This is a genomic window from Enterobacter sp. B79-1 (genome assembly GCF_057444735.1).
Genome location: NZ_JBYAZJ010000002.1, coordinates 81,668 through 102,499 on the forward strand (window position 1 = coordinate 81,668; position 20,832 = coordinate 102,499).

A 20,832-nucleotide genomic window follows, 5' to 3' on the forward strand; every position below is an offset into this window, starting at 1 on the left:
CTACTTTTTTTAACCTCCCTCGCTGTTTTTTTACCCATCCCGCCCCGTTGTTTATTCTTATTTACATATCCCCGCGCTATGCTTAATGCCAACTCATTTAATGGATTTATGATTGATGTCGGTATTAAAGAAAAACAGCGCCAGACAGCGTGACCAGGAGCGTGCGCGACTTATCTGGCTTCTCACGACCGATAAAGCGGTCACTTCTGCGTTATTAGGCAAACTGACCCTGGCTGAGCAATATGATGTCGGCACCTTAGCCGACGATATTGCTGAGGTAGGTGCGCTGGTTGCTCATTTACCCCCGCCGGATCTGGCGGATACTCTCGAAGCGCTTCCCTCGGAAGAACGCCACGCCCTGTGGCGGCTGGTGCAGGATCACGAGCGCGGACAGGTGTTGCTTGAGGCGTCGGAAAACGTCTGGGACGACCTGATCGATGAGATGAGCGACCGCGATATCCTGGATGCCCTGCAAACGCTGGATATCGACGAGCAGATTTACCTCGTTCAGCACCTGCCGCGGAACCTGACCGGTCGCCTGCTGGCGTCACTGCCTGCGGAGGAGCGGGCGCGCGTGCGTCAGGTGATGCACTACGAGAAAAACAGCGTCGGCGCGATCATGGAGTTCGGCGTCATCATGGTGCGTCCTGACGTCACGCTCGGTACGGTGCAGCGCTATTTGCGACGTCTGGGCAGCATGCCGGACAACACCGATAAACTGTTCGTTACCTCCCGGGACAAAACTCTGCTCGGCGAGCTGGAGCTGAAAACCATCCTTCTGAACAGTACCCAGCGGCGGGTGAGCGAGGTGATGGAAACCGAGCCGATGGTCTTCTCTCCGGAAGACGATGCGGAAAAAGCGGCACGAACCTTCGAACGTGACGACCTTGTGAGCGCGGCGGTAGTGGATTCCGTCGGCAAGCTGATGGGGCGTCTGACCATCGATGAAATCATTGACGTGGTTTATGAAGAGACCGATAACGATTTACGTGCTCTCGGTGGGATCAGCGCGGAAGATGACGTCCATGCGTCCGTGGGCAAAGCGGTCAAAACCCGCTGGGCGTGGCTGGCCATTAACCTCTGTACCGCGTTTATCGCCTCCCGGGTGATTGACGGCTTTGAGCACACCATTTCACAGCTGGTGGCGCTCGCCTCGCTGATGCCGATCGTCGCAGGGATTGGTGGTAACACCGGAAACCAGACGATAACCATGATCGTTCGCGCCCTGGCGCTGGAAAATATTCAGCCGGGTAACTTTTCGTGGCTTATTTTTAGAGAGATGGGCGTCGCGCTCATTAACGGCCTGGTGTGGGGCGGGATTATGGGCGGCATCACCTGGTGGTTGTACGACGATATGGCGCTGGGCGGCGTAATGATGCTGGCGATGGTGCTGAACCTGCTGGTGGCGTCGATAATGGGCGTGATTATCCCGCTGACGATGACCAAACTGGGGCGCGACCCCGCGGTGGGGTCGAGCGTGATGATTACCGCCATCACCGATACCGGTGGTTTCTTTATTTTTCTTGGGCTGGCGACGATTTTTCTTCTGTAGCCCGACGTTTAATGCGGGCGGGAAGCAGTGCCATGACGATAATCCCGCCCAGTACGCCAATCGCCAGATTCCCGGTTGATACCGTGGCGGCAACGGTGACCAGCATGACCACCGTTTCCGCTATCGGGGCATTTTTTACCGTTGCAGGCTGAAGGCTGTGCCAGCTGAAGGTTTTAACGGCGACAATCGCCATGATCCCCGCGAGCACCGCCATCGGGATTTTGGCCATCACGTCGCTGAGCGCCGTCACCAGGATCAGCAGCACGATGCCCGCCGCAAGCGTTGAAATACGGCTTCGGCCCTTGCCCATCTCCACGTTGACGATGGTTTGTCCGATCATCGCGCAGCCCGCAATGCCGCCATAAAAACCAGACAGAATATTGCCGACGCCTAATCCAATGCTTTCGCGGCGTTTACTTGACGGCGTTGCGGTCAGCTCATCCACCAGCTTTGCCGTCAGCAGGGATTCCAGCAGGCCGACAAACGCGATGCTCAACGCGCACGGCCAGATAATGCTCAGCGTCTGCACATTGAGCGGGACCAGAAGTTCGGTAAGCCCCGGCAAATCGCCGCTCATGGAGCCTTCATCGCCCACGGTCGGCAGGATTTGGCCGGTTGAAACGGTGAACAAGGTTAACAGCACAATCGCAATCAGCGGGGAAGGGATGCTTTTGATATAGCGCGGCACCCACAGCACGATCAGCAGCGTCAGCACGAACAGGCCCACAATCAGCGGGCTTCGGCTCCAGAAATGCGGCACCTGTGCGAAGAAGATCAAAATGCCCAGGGCGTTAACAAACCCGGTCATGACCGACTGGGGAATAAAGCGCATCAGTCTTGCCATGCCCAGTACGCCAAACAGAATCTGAATCACGCCAGCCATCAGCACGGCGGGAAGAATGTACTGTACGCCATGCTGATGCACCATTGGGCCAATGACCAGCGCCACGGAACCGGCCGCGGCTGTGACCATCGCCGGACGACCACCGAGTACAGACAGGGCAAGACACAACACCACGGAGGCGATCAGGCTGACCTTCGGGTCAACGCCCGCCACCACGGAAAATGAGATGACCTCGGGGATCAGCGCCAGAGCGGTGATCACGCCCGCCAGCATTTCACGCGTCAGCAGCTTAGGGGAACGCAGCACGTTGGCTACGCGGTCTTCGGGAGATACAGCTGAATGGGGTAAGGACATAACAGTTCGCTGGTTAGGGCAGGCTTCCGTGCGCGCGATCACAAAGTGCAGCATAGTATCCACAAAATTCAGTGATTGCCAGTTGCCAGCGTAATCCCCTACAAACAATCCATCATTAAATTTCACAATTACAATAATTTCGTAACCTTTAAACAATATTTAAAAGTTGTTACCGTGCCTCCGCAGCTTTTTTCACCTGCAATTTCCACGCATCAAGCACTTTTACACTAAGGCATAAATTATGAAAAAAATGACTGCCATGCTCTTTTCTCTGGCCGTGGGGCTTAACACCGTCTCAATGGCGGCGAAAGCAGACGCACCAAAAGAGCAGGAAACGGACGTCCTATTAATTGGTGGCGGTATCATGAGCGCCACGCTGGGAACTTATCTGCACGAACTGCAGCCGGACTGGTCCATGACCATGGTTGAACGCCTCGATGGCGTGGCGCAGGAGAGCTCTAACGGCTGGAACAACGCCGGTACCGGACACTCGGCACTCATGGAACTGAACTATACGCCGCAGAAAAAGGACGGTTCCATTAGTATCGAGAAGGCGGTAGAGATCAACGAAGCGTTCCAGATCTCACGCCAGTTCTGGTCACACCAGGTCAACAGCGGCGTGATGCACGATCCGCACTCCTTCATTAACACCGTACCGCACATGAGCTTTGTGTGGGGCGACCAGAACGTCAACTTCCTGCGCGCGCGCTATGCCGCTCTGCAGCAGAGCACCTTGTTCCGCGGGATGAAATACTCTGAAGATCATGCCCAGATCAAAGAGTGGGCGCCGCTGGTGATGGAAGGTCGTGACCCGAATCAGAAAGTAGCAGCGACCCGTACCGAAATTGGTACTGACGTCAACTACGGTGAAATTACCCGTCAGCTGGTCGCGTCTCTGAAGAAAAAAGAGAACTTCAATCTGCAGCTCAGCACCGAAGTGCGCGGCTTTAAGCGCAACGCGGACAACAGCTGGAGCGTGACCGTTGCCGATCTGAAAAACAATGAAGCCGAACACGTGATCAAGGCGAAATTTGTCTTCATCGGTGCCGGCGGTGCGGCGCTGAAGCTGCTGCAGGAGTCCGGTATTCCTGAAGCTGATGACTATGCGGGCTTCCCGGTCGGCGGCCAGTTCCTGGTCTCTGAAAACCCGGAAGTGGTGAACCGTCATCTGGCGAAAGTGTACGGTCAGGCTTCCGTGGGCGCGCCACCGATGTCCGTTCCGCACATCGACACCCGTATGCTTGACGGCAAACGCGTGGTGCTGTTCGGGCCGTTCGCGACGTTCTCCACCAAGTTCCTGAAAAATGGCTCCCTGTGGGATCTGCTCAGCGCAACCACCACCTCTAACGTGAAGCCAATGATGGACGTGGGGCTGGATAACTTCGATCTGGTGAAATACCTGATTAGCCAGGTGATGCTCTCTGATGACGATCGTTTCGAGGCGCTGAAAGAGTACTACCCGCAGGCGAAGAAAGAAGACTGGCGTTTATGGCAGGCGGGTCAGCGCGTACAAATCATCAAGCGCGATCCTAAAGAAGGCGGCGTGCTGCGTCTGGGTACCGAAGTGGTGAGCGATAAAGATGGCACCATTGCCGCGCTGCTGGGTGCGTCACCGGGTGCGTCTACCGCTGCGCCAATCATGCTGCACCTGATGGAAAAAGTGTTTAAAGATAAAGTCGCCAGCCCGGAATGGCAGGCGAAGCTGAAAACCATTATTCCATCTTACGGTACGAAGCTGAACGGTAACGTGGATGCGACGGAGCAGGAGCTGGAGTACACCAGCCGTGTACTGCAGTTGCAATACGTGAAGCCACAGGCGGCGGATGCTGCGCCAAAAGCGGAGCTGAAGCCTCAGGCGGAAAACAAACCGGTTGCGGATATCGCGCTGTAGTGTAAAAAAGCCGGGTGGCGCTGACGCTTACCCGGCCTACGTTCGATGTTGTTTTGTAGGTCGGGTAAGGCGAAGCCGCCACCCGACTTATTTTTAACGTACGACCGCTTGTCCGACAGTTTCATCTGCCTTCCACACGCGATACTTCACTTCCACGTTTTCAGGCGTATAGACCACGATCGGCAACTTGCTGTTATAGCGCAGCAGGCTGTTATCACCCAGATACGCGGTGACAAATTTCTTCTCTTTTTTGCCGTCCGGACACGCCATCATGGTGGAAACCGGCGACGTCACTTTGTCGAAGACATAGTAGTCGTAACCCCAGCCTTCCAGGGTTTTGCTTTCCAGCTGACCGCCCAGACGGTGCTGATTGCAATCTACTTCCAGCGTCTTGCCGATTAACAGCTCGACTTTAAAGTTCGCTTCTTCCTGCTGAGCCGGTAACTGAATTACCTGACGCTTCATCCCTTTTTCCGCTTGCGGATACGGCGCGACTTTTTCAAGCGGCTGTTCACTTTGCGTGTTACTGGCGAAAGCCCCGGTGCTGACACAGGCGGCGATAAGAGCGATAGCAAATTTAGGTGCGTTTTTCACAGTCATTCCTTTAAGTCAAAACGATCCTGCCGAGATTAACATAATCACCATGAATGACTGGAGTGATTTACTTATATTTTCATTGAGTGCAGTGTAATAAACTGCATTTCTGCATTAAAAATGGTTTTTAATGCTGGTGTGGAGACGGTGGGGAGATCGTGTTATTTTAAGCCTCAGATAATGTTATTCATCTGTAAAGGGAAGAGAGATGGTTCGCGCAAAACTGAAAACACCTGAAGGCCGTAAATTCCTGCTGGCGCTGCTGGTTGTGTTTATGATTGCTGCTGCATGCGTTGGAAGGGCAACCATTGTTGGCGTCATTGAACAGTACAACATTCCCCTCTCTGCATGGACGACCAGCATGTACGTTCTGCAATCGGCGATGATCTTTGTTTACAGCCTGGTGTTCACCGTTCTGCTTGCCATTCCGCTGGGCATTTTCTTCCTGGGCGGACGCGATAAGCACTGATCGTTTATCGGCGAGAATCAAGCCAGCCTCTCGGGCTGGCTTTTTTTATGTCTGATGATATTTATTCGCATTTCCAGGATATTCTGTGTCGAACGAGATTGTTCTACAGAAAGCAGGAGATGCTCAATGTTATCCCGGTTTGCAACGCTCAGCCGGATCCCGAAAGGAGTCTGGGTTGTAGGTGGCGTTAGCATGTTGATGGATATCTCCTCGGAGATCATTCACAGCCTGCTGCCGTTGTTTATGGTCACAACGCTCGGTGCCAGCGTGATTTTCATCGGTCTTATTGAAGGTTTGGCAGAAGCCACGGCGCTGTTTATTAAAGTCTTTTCCGGTGCAATCAGCGACTATCTCGGCAAGCGAAAAGGGCTGGCGGTGTTGGGCTACGGGCTGGGCGCGCTGAGCAAACCGCTGTTCGCCATCGCCTCGTCATCCGGCATGATTCTGGGGGCACGACTCATCGACCGGGTGGGGAAGGGCATCCGCGGCGCACCGCGGGACGCGCTGGTCGCTGACGTGACGCCGCCGGAACTGCGCGGTGCGGCGTTCGGTCTGCGTCAGTCTATGGATACCATCGGTGCATTTCTTGGCCCCTTGCTGGCCGTCGGGTTAATGCTGCTGTGGAACGACGATTTTCGCACCATATTCTGGATCGCAGTGATCCCCGGCGTGCTCGCCGTAGCGTTACTTTTCTTCGGACTTCGTGAACCGAAAACCCCTGTCGAACATAAGCGAACCAATCCGATTAAAAAAGAGAACCTGAAGCGGCTGGGCAAAGGCTGCTGGTGGGTCATTGGACTGGGGGCCGTCTTCACTCTGGCTCGCTTTAGTGAAGCGTTTCTGGTGCTTCGCGCGCAGCAGTCGGGCGTCCCGCTGGCGTTGATCCCACTGGTGATGGTGGCCATGAACCTGCTCTATTTCCTGTCAGCCTATCCTTTTGGCAAGCTCTCAGACTCAATGAGTCACACCCGGCTGCTGCAGTGGGGATTGGTGGTATTAATAGGTGCCGACGTTGTGCTGGCGCTGAGTTCCCACTGGGGCGGGATTATTTTAGGCGTCGCGCTGTGGGGCTTGCACATGGGGATGACGCAGGGACTGTTGGCGGCAATGATTGCGAAAACTGCACCAGCGGATTTACGCGGCACCGCCTACGGCATTTTCAGCATGGTCAGTGGCGTTAGCTTGCTTATTGCCAGCGTGGGGGCAGGAGCGATCTGGGAAGCGGCAGGCGCAGAATATACGTTTTATGCCGGGGCGGTGATTTGCCTGGCTACGCTGGTTTACTTGCGTAAAACGCCGGACGCGCTGAAATAAAAAAACCAGCCGTAAAAGGCTGGTTTTAAAAGTTTTGGTCGGCACGAGAGGATTTGAACCTCCGACCCCCGACACCCCATGACGGTGCGCTACCAGGCTGCGCTACGTGCCGACGCATGAAAGGAATACTACTCGATTCCTTTTTGAATGCAAGGGGAAGAACGCGCTAACTGGTTTATTATTAATCAGTTAGCGATAAACCGTTTCTCGTCCGTCAGGACCTGCAACAGCAGGCTGAGCTGTGGTTTTTGATCCTTCAGCTTCTCGCCCTTCAGGTTATAGGTCTGATAACTCCCGTTACTGTTCAGTACCAGCGTCAGCTCAGGTGTCGTCACCGCCAGCGTATTGCCACCTGCGGCAGTCACCCAGTTATGACGACGAGTGGCGCTAAAGAGATCTTGCCCCTGAGAGTACTCGTTAGCCGGCGTGCTGACGTGCAACAAGCGCTGCATCAATGTGGTCATCACATCTTTATGATCGGTAAGCATATTGATGCGCTGCGCAGGGGTACCCGGCCAGTGAACGATCAGTGGCACATGCAGGTTCGGACGTGACCAGGCCATGCTCTCCATGTCGTCGCCCAGCGGCACGCCATGGCCTGCAGTGATAATCACCACCGTATTGTCCAGCTTGCCCGAGTCGTTCAGGGCGGTCAGCACGCGCGCAATTTGTGCATCAACATCACCTGCCGCACGCGTGTAACGACGGGTGAAGCCTTTCTGATTGCTGTCATCCGTTGTGCCGTTAAACGCAACCCAGGAGAACCAGCGGTTATCTTCCTGAGCGTAGCGCTGCAGCCAGTTAATCCACTGGTTTGCCGTCTGGGTGTCAGACTGGCTCTGCGCGGCAGGCAGAGAGAAATCAGAGAGCAGAGCCTGACGGTACAGCGAACTGTTGAAGCCATCGGACGCGAACAGCCCCAGCTGATAACCTTGCTGGTTAAGCCCGGTAATCAATGCTGCTGGCGTGCGTGAAGACAGTACACCATCCATGTAGCTCGGCGATATCCCATAGAACAGGCCGAAAATACCCGCGTCGGTTGAGTTGCCCGAGCTCATATGCTGCGTAAAGGTGATGTTCTTATCCGCGAACGCCGCCAGTGCGGGCATCTGCTTCTCGTAGCGCGAATAGTTCAGACCATCAACGGTGATCAGCAGAACGTTTTGCCCGCGGCCCATGTCGCGATAGCGCAAATCGCTCAGCGGATACTGCACGCTGACCGCTTCCGGATTACCTTGCTCGACCAGGCGGCGCTGATACTCCTGCGCATCCAGCAGACCGTGTTTCTCAAGGAAACGACGTGCCGTCATCGGATACGAGAGCGGCAGGTTTGCGCGCTGCATGGTGATAGGACGATAGAAGTTCGCATCCGCCCAGATATACATGAGGTGCGAACTGATGAATGAGATGAAAAAGAGCGCGGCAACGGGCTTCGCGTAATGGCGCCGCCGGGTGAGGCTTCGCAGCTTCTGCCAGCTCCAGGTGGCGAACAGCATCTCAATCAGAAGAATAATGGGCACGCTGATAAACATCAGCTGCCAGTCACGTGCGGTCTCGTTCTGATCGGGGTTAATGACCAGCTCCCAGACAATAGGGTTGAGATGCAGGTGGAAACGGGTAAAGACTTCGCTGTCGATCAGCAAAAGCGTCATGCCCGCGGTCGCAAGGATGGCGGACAAGAACCGCATCAGACGCTGCGACATGACGATAAACGTCAGAGGGAACAGGATGAGCAGATAGGTGGCGAAGACCAGAAAGCTAAAGTGACCGACCAGGCTTATCCAGGAGTAAACACGTCCGATAAGCGTGGTGGGCCAGTCCGCCACAAACAGATAACGGCAGCCGAGAACCATCGCCAACAGAATGTTGAACAGGGCAAACCAGTGCCCCCAGCTGACCATCTGGGAGACTTTTTCACGGTAGCGCTGACGATTCGTCACCATAAACTGTTGTTCGTTTCCCTTAGTGTGCCTGGTCGTCGCTAACCGAGGACTGCAGTGCCTGGGCGAAAGATTTGGCGATCGCCTGACGTTGAGCCGGAGCAACGCTGGTGTTGATAAGGTTGGTAACCATATTTCCCAAAACCATCAGGGAGAGATCGGTTGGCGTTTTATGTTTTTCCAGTACGTTGACCAGCTCACTGAGCAGTTGTTCAACGTGTTCGTCACTGTAGCGGGAATGTTGTGGCATAAATCAAAATCAGTTTGTTGAGAGAAGGGCGACATATTACCGTAGCAACAGCTTTTTTTCCCCTTTTTTATCTTCTGTTGCACACATGCGCTGGTGGTGGTTGAATACCGCCCGGTCTAAAAGGAGAGTTTATCATGAGTCTGGAAATCAACCAGATTGCCTTGCACCAGCTTATCAAGCGTGATGAGCAAACCCTTGAAGTGGTGCTGCGCGATTCGTTACTTGAACCCACGGCGACCGTTGTGGAAATGATGGCGGAGTTGCACCGCGTCTACAGTGCTAAAAATAAAGCCTATGGTCTGTTCAGCGAAGAGAGCGAACTGGCGGATAGCCTGCGTCTTCAGCGTCAGGGCGAAGAAGATTTCCTGGCATTCAGCCGTGCCGCAACCGGGCGTCTGCGTGACGAGCTGGCAAAATATCCGTTCGCCGATGGTGGTATCGTCCTGTTCTGCCATTACCGTTACCTGGCGGTGGAATACCTGCTGGTGACCGTGCTGAACAACTTAAGCAGCATGCGCGTGAATGAGCAGCTGGACATCAGCTCGACGCACTATCTGGATATCAACCATGCGGATATCGTGGCGCGTATTGATTTGACCGAGTGGGAAACCAATCCGGAATCGACCCGCTATCTGACTTTCCTGAAAGGGCGCGTGGGGCGCAAAGTCGCCGATTTCTTTATGGACTTCCTCGGCGCCAGCGAAGGTCTGAATGCCAAAGCGCAGAACAAAGGTCTGCTGCAGGCGGTTGATGATTTTACGGCAGAAGCGCAGCTCGATAAATCCGAGCGTCAGACCGTGCGTCAGCAGGTTTACAGCTACTGCAACGAGCAGCTGCAGGCAGGCGAAGAGATTGAGCTGGAATCACTGTCAAAAGAGTTGGCAGGTGTGAGTGAAGTCAGCTTCCAGGAATTTACGGCTGAAAAAGGCTATGAACTGGAAGAGAGCTTCCCGGCAGATCGCAGTACGCTGCGTCAGCTCACCAAATTTGCCGGTAGCGGCGGTGGATTAACCATCAACTTTGACGCCATGCTGTTGGGGGAACGCATCTTCTGGGATCCGGCCACCGACACGCTGACCATCAAAGGCACGCCGCCGAACCTGCGCGATCAGCTGCAGCGCCGCACCTCTGGCGGTAAATAGCAGCCATAAAAAAACCCCGCAGAAGCGGGGTTTTTATTCGACGAGTTTGCGATTACGCGCGAACGAAGTCGATGTGAGACAGTTTTGGCTTGAACGGGTGACGCTGTACAGCCTGAACCTTCACTTTTTCTTCTTTACCGCCAACAACGATGGTCAGAACTTCGCTGTAGAATTCAGCTTTGGTCTGCAGGTTCCATACTTTGTCGTGGTCCAGTTCGATTGCAACTGGAGCAGCTTCGCCACCGTAAACGATAGCTGGGAACTTGTTGGCGTTACGCAGGCGGCGGCTCGCACCCTTACCCTGCACGTTACGTACTTCTGCTTCGATAGTGAACATTGATTTCTCTCTGTATTTAAAACCCTACTACAGGCGACCCAGCAGCAGGTGAGTGTTCTGCCTCACGGATGTGAAGCGGGCGGCATTTTACACTCAAATGCCCCTCACATCAACGAAAAGTCCCGTTAACCGCGCAATTCATTTGCCCGGCGGAAGCGTCCTTCGTAGTCGAAGACCTTCTCACGCACCTGCCAGAACTGGCCTTTCCTGCGGGCGACAACAAAATCCGGGTGGCGCAGCAGCGCCTGCTGATGAACGATATCAGCAACGGTTATCCAGCGCAGCGGTACCCCCGGCGTGCGGGTGTGCGGGCGGATAAAGAGTTGCTCAAAAGCCGTTCTCTGTGCAGGTGTGTGCACCCGGAAACGCTCGCTGACGTCTGCGCCATCCTCATCGTAGTAGGTGATTTTCAGCCATTCGCCTTTTTCATCCGCACCGGGCTGCAGGGCCATGCCGGAACAACGCAGCACCAGGGCATCTTTCAGCTTCAGCGCAGCCTTAAGCATGTCATCAGGGTCGACCAGGATCGTGTCACACTCCCGGCAGCGACAGGCGGCAATATCGTTTTCGGCATTGCACTGCGGACAGTTTTTAAAGCGGAAACGAAAATCGCACTGCTCGCGATGGCCTTCATCGTCTTCAAACCAGCCCTGACAGCGGCGGCCAAAGTGTTCGATCAGCGTACCGTCGGCGGTAGTTTTCCCCCAAAAGGTATTGGCAAACCCGCAGGCGGGACAAAACACCTGGACCGGCACGTTGTCACTTTTGCCTTTCGGTGTGCCGACCTCAGGGGAGTACAGATCGTGCGGATTCCCGGCGTAATCCAGAATCAGGCAGTCGGTTTTGCCCGGCGAGAGGCGTAGGCCGCGGCCCACAATCTGCTGATAGAGACTCACCGATTCGGTCGGGCGTAAAATAGCAATCAGGTCAACGTGCGGCGCATCAAACCCGGTGGTTAACACCGACACGTTGACCAGATAGCGAAACCGCTGCGCTTTGAAGGCGTCGATCAGGCTGTCGCGCTCCGGTCCGGGCGTTTCGCCGGTGATCAGCGCCGCGTCGTCAGCGGGCAGCAACCCGGTAATTTCTCGGGCATGCTCAATGGTGGCCGCAAAGATCATCACCCCTTTGCGCGTCTGCGCAAACTCTTCAATCTGGCTGATGATGTGCGGGGTAATGCGCTTTTGTTTTTTCAGCTCCTGATTAAGATCGGCCTCGCTGAATAATCCGTTGCTTTGCGCCTGCAGGCGGCTGAAGTCGTACTGCACCACCGGCATATCCAGCCGCTCCGGCGGCGTCAGGTAGCCATGTTTAATCATGTAGCGCAGCGGAAGCTCATAAATGCAGTCGCTGAACAGGGCTTTCGCATCCCCGCGCACCATGCCGTGATAATGGAAGTGATAAATCCAGCCTTTCCCCAGACGAAACGGCGTGGCCGTCAGGCCGAGAAGGCGAATGTGAGGGTTCACTTCCTTCAGATGCGTCAGGATTTGCTGATACTGGCTGTCGTCGTCATCGCTAATGCGGTGACACTCGTCGACAATCAACAGTGAAAACTCGCTGCGAAACAGGTCCAGGTTACGGGCGACCGACTGCACGCTGCCAAACACCACTTTGCCGTGACTCTCTTTGCGCTTCAGCCCGGCGGCGAAAATATCGGCCTCAAGTCCAAGCGCACAATATTTGGCATGGTTTTGCGCTACCAGCTCTTTAACGTGCGCCAGCACCAGCACGCGCCCGCGTGCCAGACGCGCCAGCTCGGCGATGACAAGGCTTTTGCCTGCACCTGTCGGGAGCACGATGGCTGCCGGTTCCCGATGTTTACGGAACCAGGCGAGGGTGGCGTCGACGGCTTCTTGCTGATAGGGGCGAAGTGTAAAAGTCATGGTGTCTCGGTTTCGTTATTCCGCACATAGTATGCCACGAAACTTTTTCCCTTGAGTGGCGCAACCAGACCATTATACTGAACCGTTCTTGACTGCTTCTTTTTCGGGCGCGTTGTCCGACTTCCAGCACCATTAAGGCTAAAAAGATTTCATGCGACTTGATAAGTTTATCGCTCAGCAACTCGGCGTAAGCCGCGCTATTGCCGGGCGCGAGATTCGCGCCAGCCGCGTTACCGTGGATGGCGATATTGTGAAAGACACCGCTTTCAAACTCCAGCCTGAACATCAGGTGGAGTATGACGGCAATCCGCTGACCCAGCAGCACGGTCCGCGCTATTTCATGCTCAACAAACCGGAAGGCTACGTCTGTTCAACGGACGATCCGGATCACCCGACGGTGCTCTATTTCCTTGATGAGCCAGTGGCGCACAAGCTGCATGCCGCGGGTCGTCTGGATATCGATACTACCGGTCTGGTGCTGATGACCGATGACGGTCAGTGGTCTCACCGCATCACCTCTCCGCGCCATCACTGCGAGAAAACCTATCTGGTCACGCTGGAGTCGCCGGTATCGGATGACACGGCAGAGCAATTCACCAAAGGCGTTCAGCTGCATAATGAAAAAGATCTGACCAAACCGGCGGTGCTTGAAGTCATCACCCCGACGGAAGTGCGTCTGACCATCAGCGAAGGTCGCTATCACCAGGTGAAACGGATGTTCGCCGCAGTGGGCAACCACGTTGTGGGCCTGCATCGTGAACGTATTGGTGCGATTGAGCTTGACCCGGAACTCGAGCCAGGCGAATACCGCCCGTTAACGGAAGAAGAGATCGCCAGCGTCGGTCTGCCTTCACGCTAAATTTCAGGAGAACTCTGTGACCACCAGGCCACACTCGTCTTTCAAGATCGTTTTCATCCTTGGCCTGCTGGCGATGCTGATGCCGCTCTCCATCGATATGTATCTGCCCGCGTTGCCGGTGATTTCCGCGCAGTTTGGCGTACCGGCGGGCAGCGCGCAGATGACGCTCAGTACCTATATTCTCGGTTTTGCTATCGGTCAGCTTCTGTATGGGCCGATGGCGGATAGCCTTGGGCGCAAGCCTGTTATCCTGGGCGGAACGCTGGTCTTTGCGGGTGCAGCCGTCGCCTGTGCGCTGGCGCAGAGTATCGATCAGCTGATTATCATGCGCTTTTTCCACGGTCTGGCCGCCGCCGCCGCGAGCGTGGTGATCAACGCCCTGATGCGCGATGTCTACCCGAAAGAAGAGTTCTCCCGCATGATGTCGTTCGTCATGCTGGTCACCACCATTGCGCCGCTGGTGGCCCCGATGGTCGGTGGTGCCGTGCTGGTGTGGTTCAGCTGGCACGCCATTTTCTGGATCCTGGCGGTTGCCGCGCTGCTGGCGTCGGCGATGATCTTCTTCTTTATTGATGAAACGCTGCCCGTCGAGCGTCGGCAGAAGTTCCACATTCGTACGACAATGGGGAATTTCGCCTCGCTGTTTCGCCATAAGCGCGTGCTGAGCTACATGCTGGCGAGCGGCTTCAGCTTTGCCGGGATGTTCTCCTTCCTGAGCGCCGGGCCGTTTGTTTATATCGAACTGAACCACGTTTCACCGCAGCACTTTGGCTATTACTTTGCGCTGAACATCGTGTTTCTGTTTGTTATGACCATCATCAACAGCCGCTTTGTACGGCGGGTAGGGGCGATCAATATGTTCCGCGCCGGGCTGTGGATCCAGTTCGTTATGGCTATCTGGATGGTGGTGAGCGCGTTTCTGGGGATTGGCTTCTGGGCGCTGGTGGTGGGCGTGGCGGCGTTTGTCGGCTGCGTGTCGATGATCTCTTCCAACGCGATGGCGGTAATCCTTGACGAATTCCCGCACATGGCAGGCACGGCGTCGTCACTGGCGGGGACGTTCCGCTTTGGGATTGGCGCTGTCGTTGGGGCGCTGCTCTCGATGGCCACGTTTAACACCGCATGGCCGATGCTGTGGGCTATCGCTTTCTGCGCAACCAGCTCCATTCTTTTCTATCTTTATGCCAGTCGGCCGCGTAAAGCCGCTCACTAAAGCACGCTGAAGGCCCGATTCGGGCCTTTTTTGTTGATGCATATCAACCAAAGCGCTGTTCGTTTACCCTGTGTTTGTTTCTTTTATGTAAAATCTATTTATGTAAAAAGTCACATCATTGTATTTAAAAAGGTTGAGTTAGATCGCAGAAACGGGTACATATAGCGCCCACGCGAGCCTGCAATGCCTATAAAAACCGCTAAATAGTGCAGGTTTGCAATCATGTGATACTATAAATGTAAATAAATTGTGAAGTAATTTTGCTTCCGGGGAACGAACGTGAATACATTACAACTCTCCATTGTCCATCGCTTGCCCCAGAGCTATCGCTGGTCGGCGGGTTTTGCAGGTTCGAAAGTTGAACCGATTCCGCAAAGCGGCGCAGGGTGCGAGAATTGTTTGGTTGCGCTCAAACTGCTGAGTCCGAGCGACGAAAATGCATGGCCGGTCATGGAGCGCCTCAGTCAGGCGCTGACGGATATCGAAGTGGATAGCTCCGTGCTGGAATGCGAAGGCGAGCCTTGCCTGTTTGTGAACAGCCAGGATGAATTCGCTGCCACCTGCCGTCTGAAAAACTTCGGCGTGGCAATTGCCGAGCCTTTCTCTGGTCAATATCCTTTCTGAGCGCTAGTCTGCTGACAGTAGCTGGCGCGTGTAGCTCTGCGTCGGCGCAGTGAATACGCGCTGGCACTCTCCCTGTTCGACGACTTCTCCCTGCCGCAACACAATCACCTGATGGCACAACGCCCGCACCACCTGTAAATCGTGGCTGATGAAGATATAGGCCAGCCGATGTTTCTCCTGTAACCCTTTTAACAGCGTCAGGATCTGCGCCTGTACGGTTCTGTCCAGTGAAGAGGTGGGTTCATCAAGAATGATCAACTCAGGTTTCAGGATCAACGCGCGGGCAATCGCGATGCGCTGGCGCTGACCGCCGGAAAATTCCGCAGGATAGCGGTGGCGCGTAGCGGGATCTAATCCCACTTCAGCCATGACAAGCATGACCTCTTCTTCACGTTGCTGAGCGCTCAGCGTGGGACGATGTACGCGCAAACCCTCTTCAACAATCTGCAAAATACTCAGTCTTGGGTTAAGCGAGGAGTTGGGATCCTGAAAAACAACCTGCATGCGTGGACGCACGGGCAACATCTGGCGACGGTTCCGGGTGTGAAGCGGCATGCCGTCAAAGAGGATCTCACCCTGCGAGGCGATTAAGCGCAGCAGCGCCAGCCCGGTGGTGCTTTTGCCAGAACCCGACTCACCAACCAGCCCCAGCGATTCACCGGGACGCAGAGAGAAGCGAATATCTTTCAGAACCGGGTTCCGATCGACAACGCGCCATAAAATGCCTTTACGAACGGGAAATGAAACGCCCAGCCCCTCAACGCGCAGCAGCGGCTCGCTGTCGGCATCCAGGGGAACGGGATCGCCGGAGGGTTCGCTGTTGAGCAGGCGCTGCGTATAGGGGTGTTGAGGTGCCGTCAGCAGCGAGGCTGCCGTATTTTGCTCAACACATCGTCCGTTTTGCATCACCGCCACGCTGTCAGCCAGCTTTCTTACGATGCTCAGGTTGTGCGTAATAAACAGCAGGCTCATGTTCAGCTCGTCACGCAGTTCCCGCAGCAGCGTCAATATCTGCGCCTGAACCGTCACGTCCAGTGCCGTCGTCGGTTCATCGGCGATCAGCAGTTCAGGACGCGTCAGCAGCGCCATGGCGATCATCACGCGCTGACGTTCTCCGCCAGAGAGCTGGTGCGGAAAATCGGTCAGCCGTTTGGCGGCATTGCGAATGCCCGTGCGCTCAAGGCAATCGAGAATTTCACCCCGCGCCGCCTCTTTGCGCATGCCCCGGTGAAGTGACAGCACTTCGTAGAGCTGTTTTTCCAGCGTATGCAGCGGGTTGAGTGAGACCATCGGCTCCTGAAAAATCATGGCAATCTTATTGCCGCGGATCCCGCGCAGGGTTTGCTCATCCGCATGCAGCAGCGAACTGCCATGGAACAGAATGTCACCCTGCGGATAGCTGACCGGCGGGGAAGGGAGCAGACGCAGGATGGAGAGGGCTGAAACGCTCTTACCGGAACCCGATTCCCCCACCAGCGCCAGCGTTTCGCCGCGCTGGATCTGCAGTGACAGGTCATTCACCACCGTGCGGGTTTCGCCCTGCTTCGAAAAGGCAATAGACAGGTTTTCAATGCTCAGAAGAGGTTGCGTCATCTATACCGCCTTGTCGGGATCAAAGGCATCGCGCACGGCTTCGCCAATAAAGATCAGCAGCGAAAGCAGCACGGCCACTGAGAGAAACGCAGTGATGCCAAGCCACGGCGCCTGAAGATTGTTCTTGCCTTGCAGCAGCAGTTCTCCGAGCGATGGCGAGCCGAGCGGCAGCCCAAAACCAAGGAAATCAAGCGAGGTGAGGGTGGTGATGGAACTGCACAAAATAAAGGGCAGAAAGGTCAGGGTTGCGACTACGGCGTTGGGGAGCATATGGCGGAAAATAATCGCCCGATCGCTGACCCCCAGCGCCTGTGCGGCACGGATATAGTCAAAGTTCCGCGTGCGCAGAAATTCCGCGCGCACTACGCCCACCAGCGCCATCCAGCCAAACAGGACGGTGATCCCCAGCAGCCACCAGAAGCCAGGCTGCACGACGCTGGACAGCAGGATGATCAGAAACAGCGTTGGCATTCCTGACCAGACTTCAATGATGCGTTGCCCCCAGAGATCGAGCTTTCCGCCGTAATAGCCCTGAACGGCACCCGCGACGACGCCCATGACGCTGGAAAAGAGCGTCAGCATCAGCCCGAAGAGCAGGGAGATCCGCGTGCCGTAAAGAATGCGCGCCAGCACGTCACCGCCGTTCGCGTCGGTTCCCAGCCAGTTCTGCGCGGAGGGAGGCGAAGGGAAGGGGGTTGAGGTAGCAAAGTTTATGCTGTTTGCGCCAAAGCGAATGGGGGCCCAGAGCGCCCAGCCGTGCCTGTCGATTTGATCGCGAAGCCACGGATCCTGATATTCAGCCGGGGTCGCAAACGGGCCGCCAAAATCACTCTCGCTGTAGTTGTTCAACACAGGCACATACCAGCGGTCGTTAAAATGCACCAGCAGCGGCTTATCGTTCGCAATCAGCTCGGCGCACATGCTTAAGATAAACAGCACGGCGAAGATCCACAGCGACCAGTAGCCGCGGCGGTTGTGGCGAAAGCGTGCCCAGCGGGCCTGGTTGACGGGGCTTAAACGCGGCATCAGCGGCCCTCAAAATCGATTCGGGGATCGACCAGCGTATAGCTGATATCACTGATGATATTCAGCAGCAGGCCAATCAGGGTGAAAATATAGAGTGTGCCAAACATGACCGGGTAATCGCGCGAGACGGTGGCCTCATAGCCCAGCAGTCCCAGACCGTTCAGGGAGAACATCACCTCTATCAGCAGCGAGCCGGTAAAAAACATACTGATGAAGGTGGCCGGGAATCCGGCAATCACCAGCAGCATCGCGTTGCGGAAAACGTGCTTCCACATGATCTGTTTTTCACCCACGCCCTTTGCGCGCGCGGTGACAACATACTGTTTGCGGATTTCATCAAGAAAGGCGTTTTTGGTCAGCATCGTCAGCGCTGCAAAACCGCCAATGACCGTCGCGAGCACCGGCAGCGTGATGTGCCAGAAATAATCGGTGATTTTTTGATACCACGGCAGGGTGCTGAAATCAGCTGACACCAATCCCCGGAGCGGGAAAATATCGAAATAACTCCCCCCGGCGAAAAAGACGATAAGCAGAACCGCAAACAGAAACGCCGGAATCGCATAGCCGATGATGATGAAGGTGCTACTCCAGATATCAAAGCGGCTGCCATTGTAGACCGCTTTTCGAATGCCCAACGGAATGGAGACCAGATAGATAATCAACGTTCCCCACAGACCAAGGGTGACGGAAACCGGCAGGCTTTGCTTAATTAACGTCAGCACGGATGCGCTGCGAAACAGGCTATCGCCAAAATCAAAGCGGACGTAATCCCAGAGCATCTTGAAATAACGCTCATGCAGCGGTTTATCAAAGCCGTAGCGATGGGTGATCTCGGCGATCACCTCGGGATCCAACCCGCGCCCGCCGCGGTAGTGGCTTTCGCTGATATTCCCCACGCCGGTCCTTGCGTGACTCGCGCCCATCGCTTCACCGCCGCCGCCGGGCATTCCCCCGCTGTGGCCAAATTCCACAGCGGCGATAGCCTGATCCACCGGTCCGCCAGGGGCAATCTGGACGATGAAAAAGTTAATCGTGATGATGGCCCACAGCGTCGGGATAACCAGCAGCAAGCGGCGGATCAGATAAGCACCCATTGTTATTCCTTAACGCCGCTCTGCGGGCAGTTTGGCGGCTTTGTTCACGTCATACCACCAGGTATCGAAACCCAGCGTATAGACAGGGCGTACAGAGGGCAGCGAGAATTTGTCCCAACGGGCAAGACGATCTTCGCCCATGTACCACATTGGCAGCATGTAGTAGTTCCAGGTTAACACCCTGTCGAGCGCGCGGCCAAGCGGAAGCAATTTTTCTTTATCGCCCTGCGCGGCCACGATTTTCTCAATCAGCGCGTCGATCGCCGGGCTCTTAACGCCGGGGGCATTGTAGGAGGAGTTGATATAACTGGAGGCCCATGAAATTTGCAAATCGCCGCTGGGCCACGGCTGCGCGGCCCACAGGCTCTGCATCATATCGTAATCCCGGCTGCGCTTGCGGTTGGTGAGCTGAGCGATATCCACCTGGCGGATATTCAGAGTAATTCCCAGCCGGGCGAGATTCTGCTTAAACGGCAGTACCCACTGGTCATTTGCCCCTGAAGCGAGCAGGAGCTCGAAACTCAGCGGTTTGCCCGTTTGCACGTTCACCCGTTTTTGATTTTTCAGGTGCCATCCCGCCTCATCCAGCAGCGCGCTGGCTTTCAGAAGGTTGTCACGGTCAAAGCCCTTACCGTCGGATTTAGGCGGTTCAAACACGCTCGTAAAGACCTCTGGCGGGAGTTCCGCCTTCAGCGGAGCCAGCAAGACCAGCTCATCGGCATCAGGATAGTCACGAGCGGCATATTCAGTGTTCTGGAAATAGCTGTTAGCGCGGCTGTAGGCGCCGTAAAACAGCGCCTTGTTCATCCACTCGAAATCGAATGCCAGGGTAATCGCCTCGCGCACCCGACGGTCGCTGAATACCGGGCGCTGGATGTTAAACGCCAGCCAGCGGGTATCCTGGGCAGATTCATTTTTATGCTCGTCTTTAACGATGTAACCGTTGGCAAAGTTTTTCCCGATATAGCGCGTAGCCCAGTTTTTAGCGCTGCTCTCCACGCGCAAATCAAACGCACCCGCTTTAAACGCCTCAAACGCCACATTATCGTCAAGGTAATAATCATAGCGAAGGGTGTCAAAGTTCCAGCGGCCACGGTTTACCGGAAGATTAGCAGCCCAGTAATCTTTGACCCGGGAATAGACCACATACTGCCCCATACGCCAGTCGGTAATGCGATACGGGCCACCCGCCAGCGGCGGCGTGGAGAGCGGGTCGCTCAGCTTGTGGTTTTTCCAGAAGGACTCAGGCATGACGGGCAAGGAGAACAGGCTCAGCATATTCTCTTTGTTAGGTTCGCTCAGTTCGATACGCACGGTCAGCGGGGCGATAGCTTTTACGGTGGTGCCTTTGTACACCAGACGGAACTGCGGGACCCCTTCGGTCATAAACTTGTGAAACGTGAAGGCCACGTCGCGGGCGCTAACCGGCGTGCCATCATGAAAACGCGCCTGCGGGTTAAGTGAAATTTCGGCCCACGCGAAGTTATCCGCGTAACGTACGTTTTCCGCCACCAGCGGGTAGTAGCTGCCCGGCTCATCGTCTGACGTCACAAACAGCGTGTCATAGAGGGACTCCGTACGCGCCGCCGCCACGCCGCGTAGGGCAAAGCGGTTAAAGTTATCGAAGGTGCCCGTGGCCGAGAGCGTCACGTTTCCGCCTTTAGGCGCGGCGGGGTTGACGTAATCGTAGTGGGTAAAATTAACCACGTATTTAGGTTCGCCAATCACCGCGAATGCCGTGCTCTCTTTGATGGTTTGCGCCTGGCTGGACAGGCTCACCACCGCCATTAACATCACTACGACGCGCATAAACATCTCGTGGCGGATCCTTCGTTCACATTAAAACTGAA

18 protein-coding genes and 1 tRNA gene are annotated in these 20,832 nt (G+C 55.4%); 8 read left to right on the plus strand and 11 right to left on the minus strand.

What is annotated here, in order from left to right; translation table 11 throughout:
• The first annotated feature begins 115 nt into the window (after nucleotides 1-115).
• Nucleotides 116-1,552, plus strand: coding sequence for a magnesium transporter (mgtE, locus tag AC2T6E_RS08235; RefSeq protein ID WP_042716638.1), 1,437 nt, complete (start codon nucleotides 116-118; stop codon nucleotides 1,550-1,552).
• On the opposite strand, the gene AC2T6E_RS08240 is transcribed toward mgtE, so the two are convergent.
• Complete coding sequence (locus tag AC2T6E_RS08240) at nucleotides 1,515-2,804, minus strand: SulP family inorganic anion transporter (protein WP_211449100.1); 1,290 nt, start codon at nucleotides 2,802-2,804, stop codon at nucleotides 1,515-1,517. The genes mgtE and AC2T6E_RS08240 overlap by 38 nt on opposite strands.
• A gap of 187 nt (nucleotides 2,805-2,991) precedes the next feature.
• Here AC2T6E_RS08240 and mqo point away from each other — a divergent pair, with 187 nt between their 5' ends.
• The gene (mqo, locus tag AC2T6E_RS08245) at nucleotides 2,992-4,641 is read left to right on the plus strand and encodes a malate dehydrogenase (quinone) (RefSeq protein WP_089597942.1); all 1,650 of its coding nucleotides are present in this window, start codon (nucleotides 2,992-2,994) and stop codon (nucleotides 4,639-4,641) included.
• 93 nt (nucleotides 4,642-4,734) lie between these two features.
• On the opposite strand, the gene eco is transcribed toward mqo, so the two are convergent.
• Entirely contained in the window at nucleotides 4,735-5,241 is a 507-nt protein-coding gene (gene eco / locus AC2T6E_RS08250) for a serine protease inhibitor ecotin (protein WP_108416617.1), read from the minus strand.
• A 202-nt stretch (nucleotides 5,242-5,443) separates the two neighbouring features.
• Here eco and AC2T6E_RS08255 point away from each other — a divergent pair, with 202 nt between their 5' ends.
• On the plus strand, nucleotides 5,444-5,704 hold the full coding sequence (locus AC2T6E_RS08255; RefSeq protein WP_010433451.1) for a DUF2534 family protein: 261 nt from the start codon (nucleotides 5,444-5,446) through the stop codon (nucleotides 5,702-5,704).
• 126 nt (nucleotides 5,705-5,830) lie between these two features.
• On the plus strand, nucleotides 5,831-7,018 hold the full coding sequence (locus tag AC2T6E_RS08260) for an MFS transporter (protein ID WP_212473508.1): 1,188 nt from the start codon (nucleotides 5,831-5,833) through the stop codon (nucleotides 7,016-7,018).
• A 35-nt stretch (nucleotides 7,019-7,053) separates the two neighbouring features.
• Here the strand turns inward: AC2T6E_RS08260 and AC2T6E_RS08265 are convergent.
• The 3 genes from AC2T6E_RS08265 to AC2T6E_RS08275 all read right to left on the minus strand — a co-directional run bounded on the left by AC2T6E_RS08265 (nucleotide 7,054) and on the right by AC2T6E_RS08275 (nucleotide 9,208).
• Nucleotides 7,054-7,130, minus strand: a tRNA-Pro gene (locus tag AC2T6E_RS08265).
• 73 nt (nucleotides 7,131-7,203) lie between these two features.
• Nucleotides 7,204-8,961, minus strand: a complete 1,758-nt coding sequence (yejM, locus tag AC2T6E_RS08270) for an LPS biosynthesis-modulating metalloenzyme YejM (RefSeq protein WP_010433458.1) — start codon at nucleotides 8,959-8,961, stop codon at nucleotides 7,204-7,206.
• 19 nt (nucleotides 8,962-8,980) lie between these two features.
• On the minus strand, nucleotides 8,981-9,208 hold the full coding sequence (locus AC2T6E_RS08275; RefSeq protein WP_001135586.1) for a YejL family protein: 228 nt from the start codon (nucleotides 9,206-9,208) through the stop codon (nucleotides 8,981-8,983).
• A gap of 134 nt (nucleotides 9,209-9,342) precedes the next feature.
• On the opposite strand from AC2T6E_RS08275, the gene yejK reads away from it, so the two are divergent.
• On the plus strand, nucleotides 9,343-10,350 hold the full coding sequence (yejK, locus tag AC2T6E_RS08280) for a nucleoid-associated protein YejK (RefSeq protein WP_008500957.1): 1,008 nt from the start codon (nucleotides 9,343-9,345) through the stop codon (nucleotides 10,348-10,350).
• A 52-nt stretch (nucleotides 10,351-10,402) separates the two neighbouring features.
• Here the strand turns inward: yejK and rplY are convergent, their stop codons facing one another.
• The gene (gene rplY / locus AC2T6E_RS08285) at nucleotides 10,403-10,687 is read right to left on the minus strand and encodes a 50S ribosomal protein L25 (protein WP_010433464.1); all 285 of its coding nucleotides are present in this window, start codon (nucleotides 10,685-10,687) and stop codon (nucleotides 10,403-10,405) included.
• A 125-nt stretch (nucleotides 10,688-10,812) separates the two neighbouring features.
• On the minus strand, nucleotides 10,813-12,573 hold the full coding sequence (gene radD / locus AC2T6E_RS08290) for a DNA repair helicase RadD (RefSeq protein ID WP_416719257.1): 1,761 nt from the start codon (nucleotides 12,571-12,573) through the stop codon (nucleotides 10,813-10,815).
• 151 nt (nucleotides 12,574-12,724) lie between these two features.
• On the opposite strand from radD, the gene rsuA reads away from it, so the two are divergent.
• The 3 genes from rsuA to AC2T6E_RS08305 all read left to right on the plus strand — a co-directional run bounded on the left by rsuA (nucleotide 12,725) and on the right by AC2T6E_RS08305 (nucleotide 15,269).
• Nucleotides 12,725-13,432, plus strand: a complete 708-nt coding sequence (rsuA, locus tag AC2T6E_RS08295) for a 16S rRNA pseudouridine(516) synthase RsuA (RefSeq protein WP_108416614.1) — start codon at nucleotides 12,725-12,727, stop codon at nucleotides 13,430-13,432.
• 16 nt (nucleotides 13,433-13,448) lie between these two features.
• Nucleotides 13,449-14,645, plus strand: a complete 1,197-nt coding sequence (locus tag AC2T6E_RS08300; protein ID WP_042714271.1) for a Bcr/CflA family multidrug efflux MFS transporter — start codon at nucleotides 13,449-13,451, stop codon at nucleotides 14,643-14,645.
• 279 nt (nucleotides 14,646-14,924) lie between these two features.
• Entirely contained in the window at nucleotides 14,925-15,269 is a 345-nt protein-coding gene (locus AC2T6E_RS08305) for a YejG family protein (RefSeq protein ID WP_010433471.1), read from the plus strand.
• Nucleotides 15,270-15,272: 3 nt separating this feature from the next.
• Here AC2T6E_RS08305 and yejF read toward each other — a convergent pair whose 3' ends face one another.
• The 4 genes from yejF to AC2T6E_RS08325 are packed head-to-tail and all read right to left on the minus strand — an operon-like array spanning nucleotide 15,273 to nucleotide 20,797.
• Complete coding sequence (gene yejF / locus AC2T6E_RS08310) at nucleotides 15,273-16,862, minus strand: microcin C ABC transporter ATP-binding protein YejF (RefSeq protein WP_486691329.1); 1,590 nt, start codon at nucleotides 16,860-16,862, stop codon at nucleotides 15,273-15,275.
• Nucleotides 16,863-17,888, minus strand: coding sequence for an ABC transporter permease (locus AC2T6E_RS08315; RefSeq protein ID WP_010433477.1), 1,026 nt, complete (start codon nucleotides 17,886-17,888; stop codon nucleotides 16,863-16,865).
• Nucleotides 17,888-18,982, minus strand: a complete 1,095-nt coding sequence (locus AC2T6E_RS08320; RefSeq protein WP_486691332.1) for a microcin C ABC transporter permease YejB — start codon at nucleotides 18,980-18,982, stop codon at nucleotides 17,888-17,890. Before AC2T6E_RS08320 ends, AC2T6E_RS08315 begins: the two co-directional genes overlap by 1 nt.
• 9 nt (nucleotides 18,983-18,991) lie before the next feature.
• Nucleotides 18,992-20,797, minus strand: a complete 1,806-nt coding sequence (locus tag AC2T6E_RS08325; RefSeq protein WP_120157812.1) for an extracellular solute-binding protein — start codon at nucleotides 20,795-20,797, stop codon at nucleotides 18,992-18,994.
• Nucleotides 20,798-20,832: the final 35 nt, after the last annotated feature.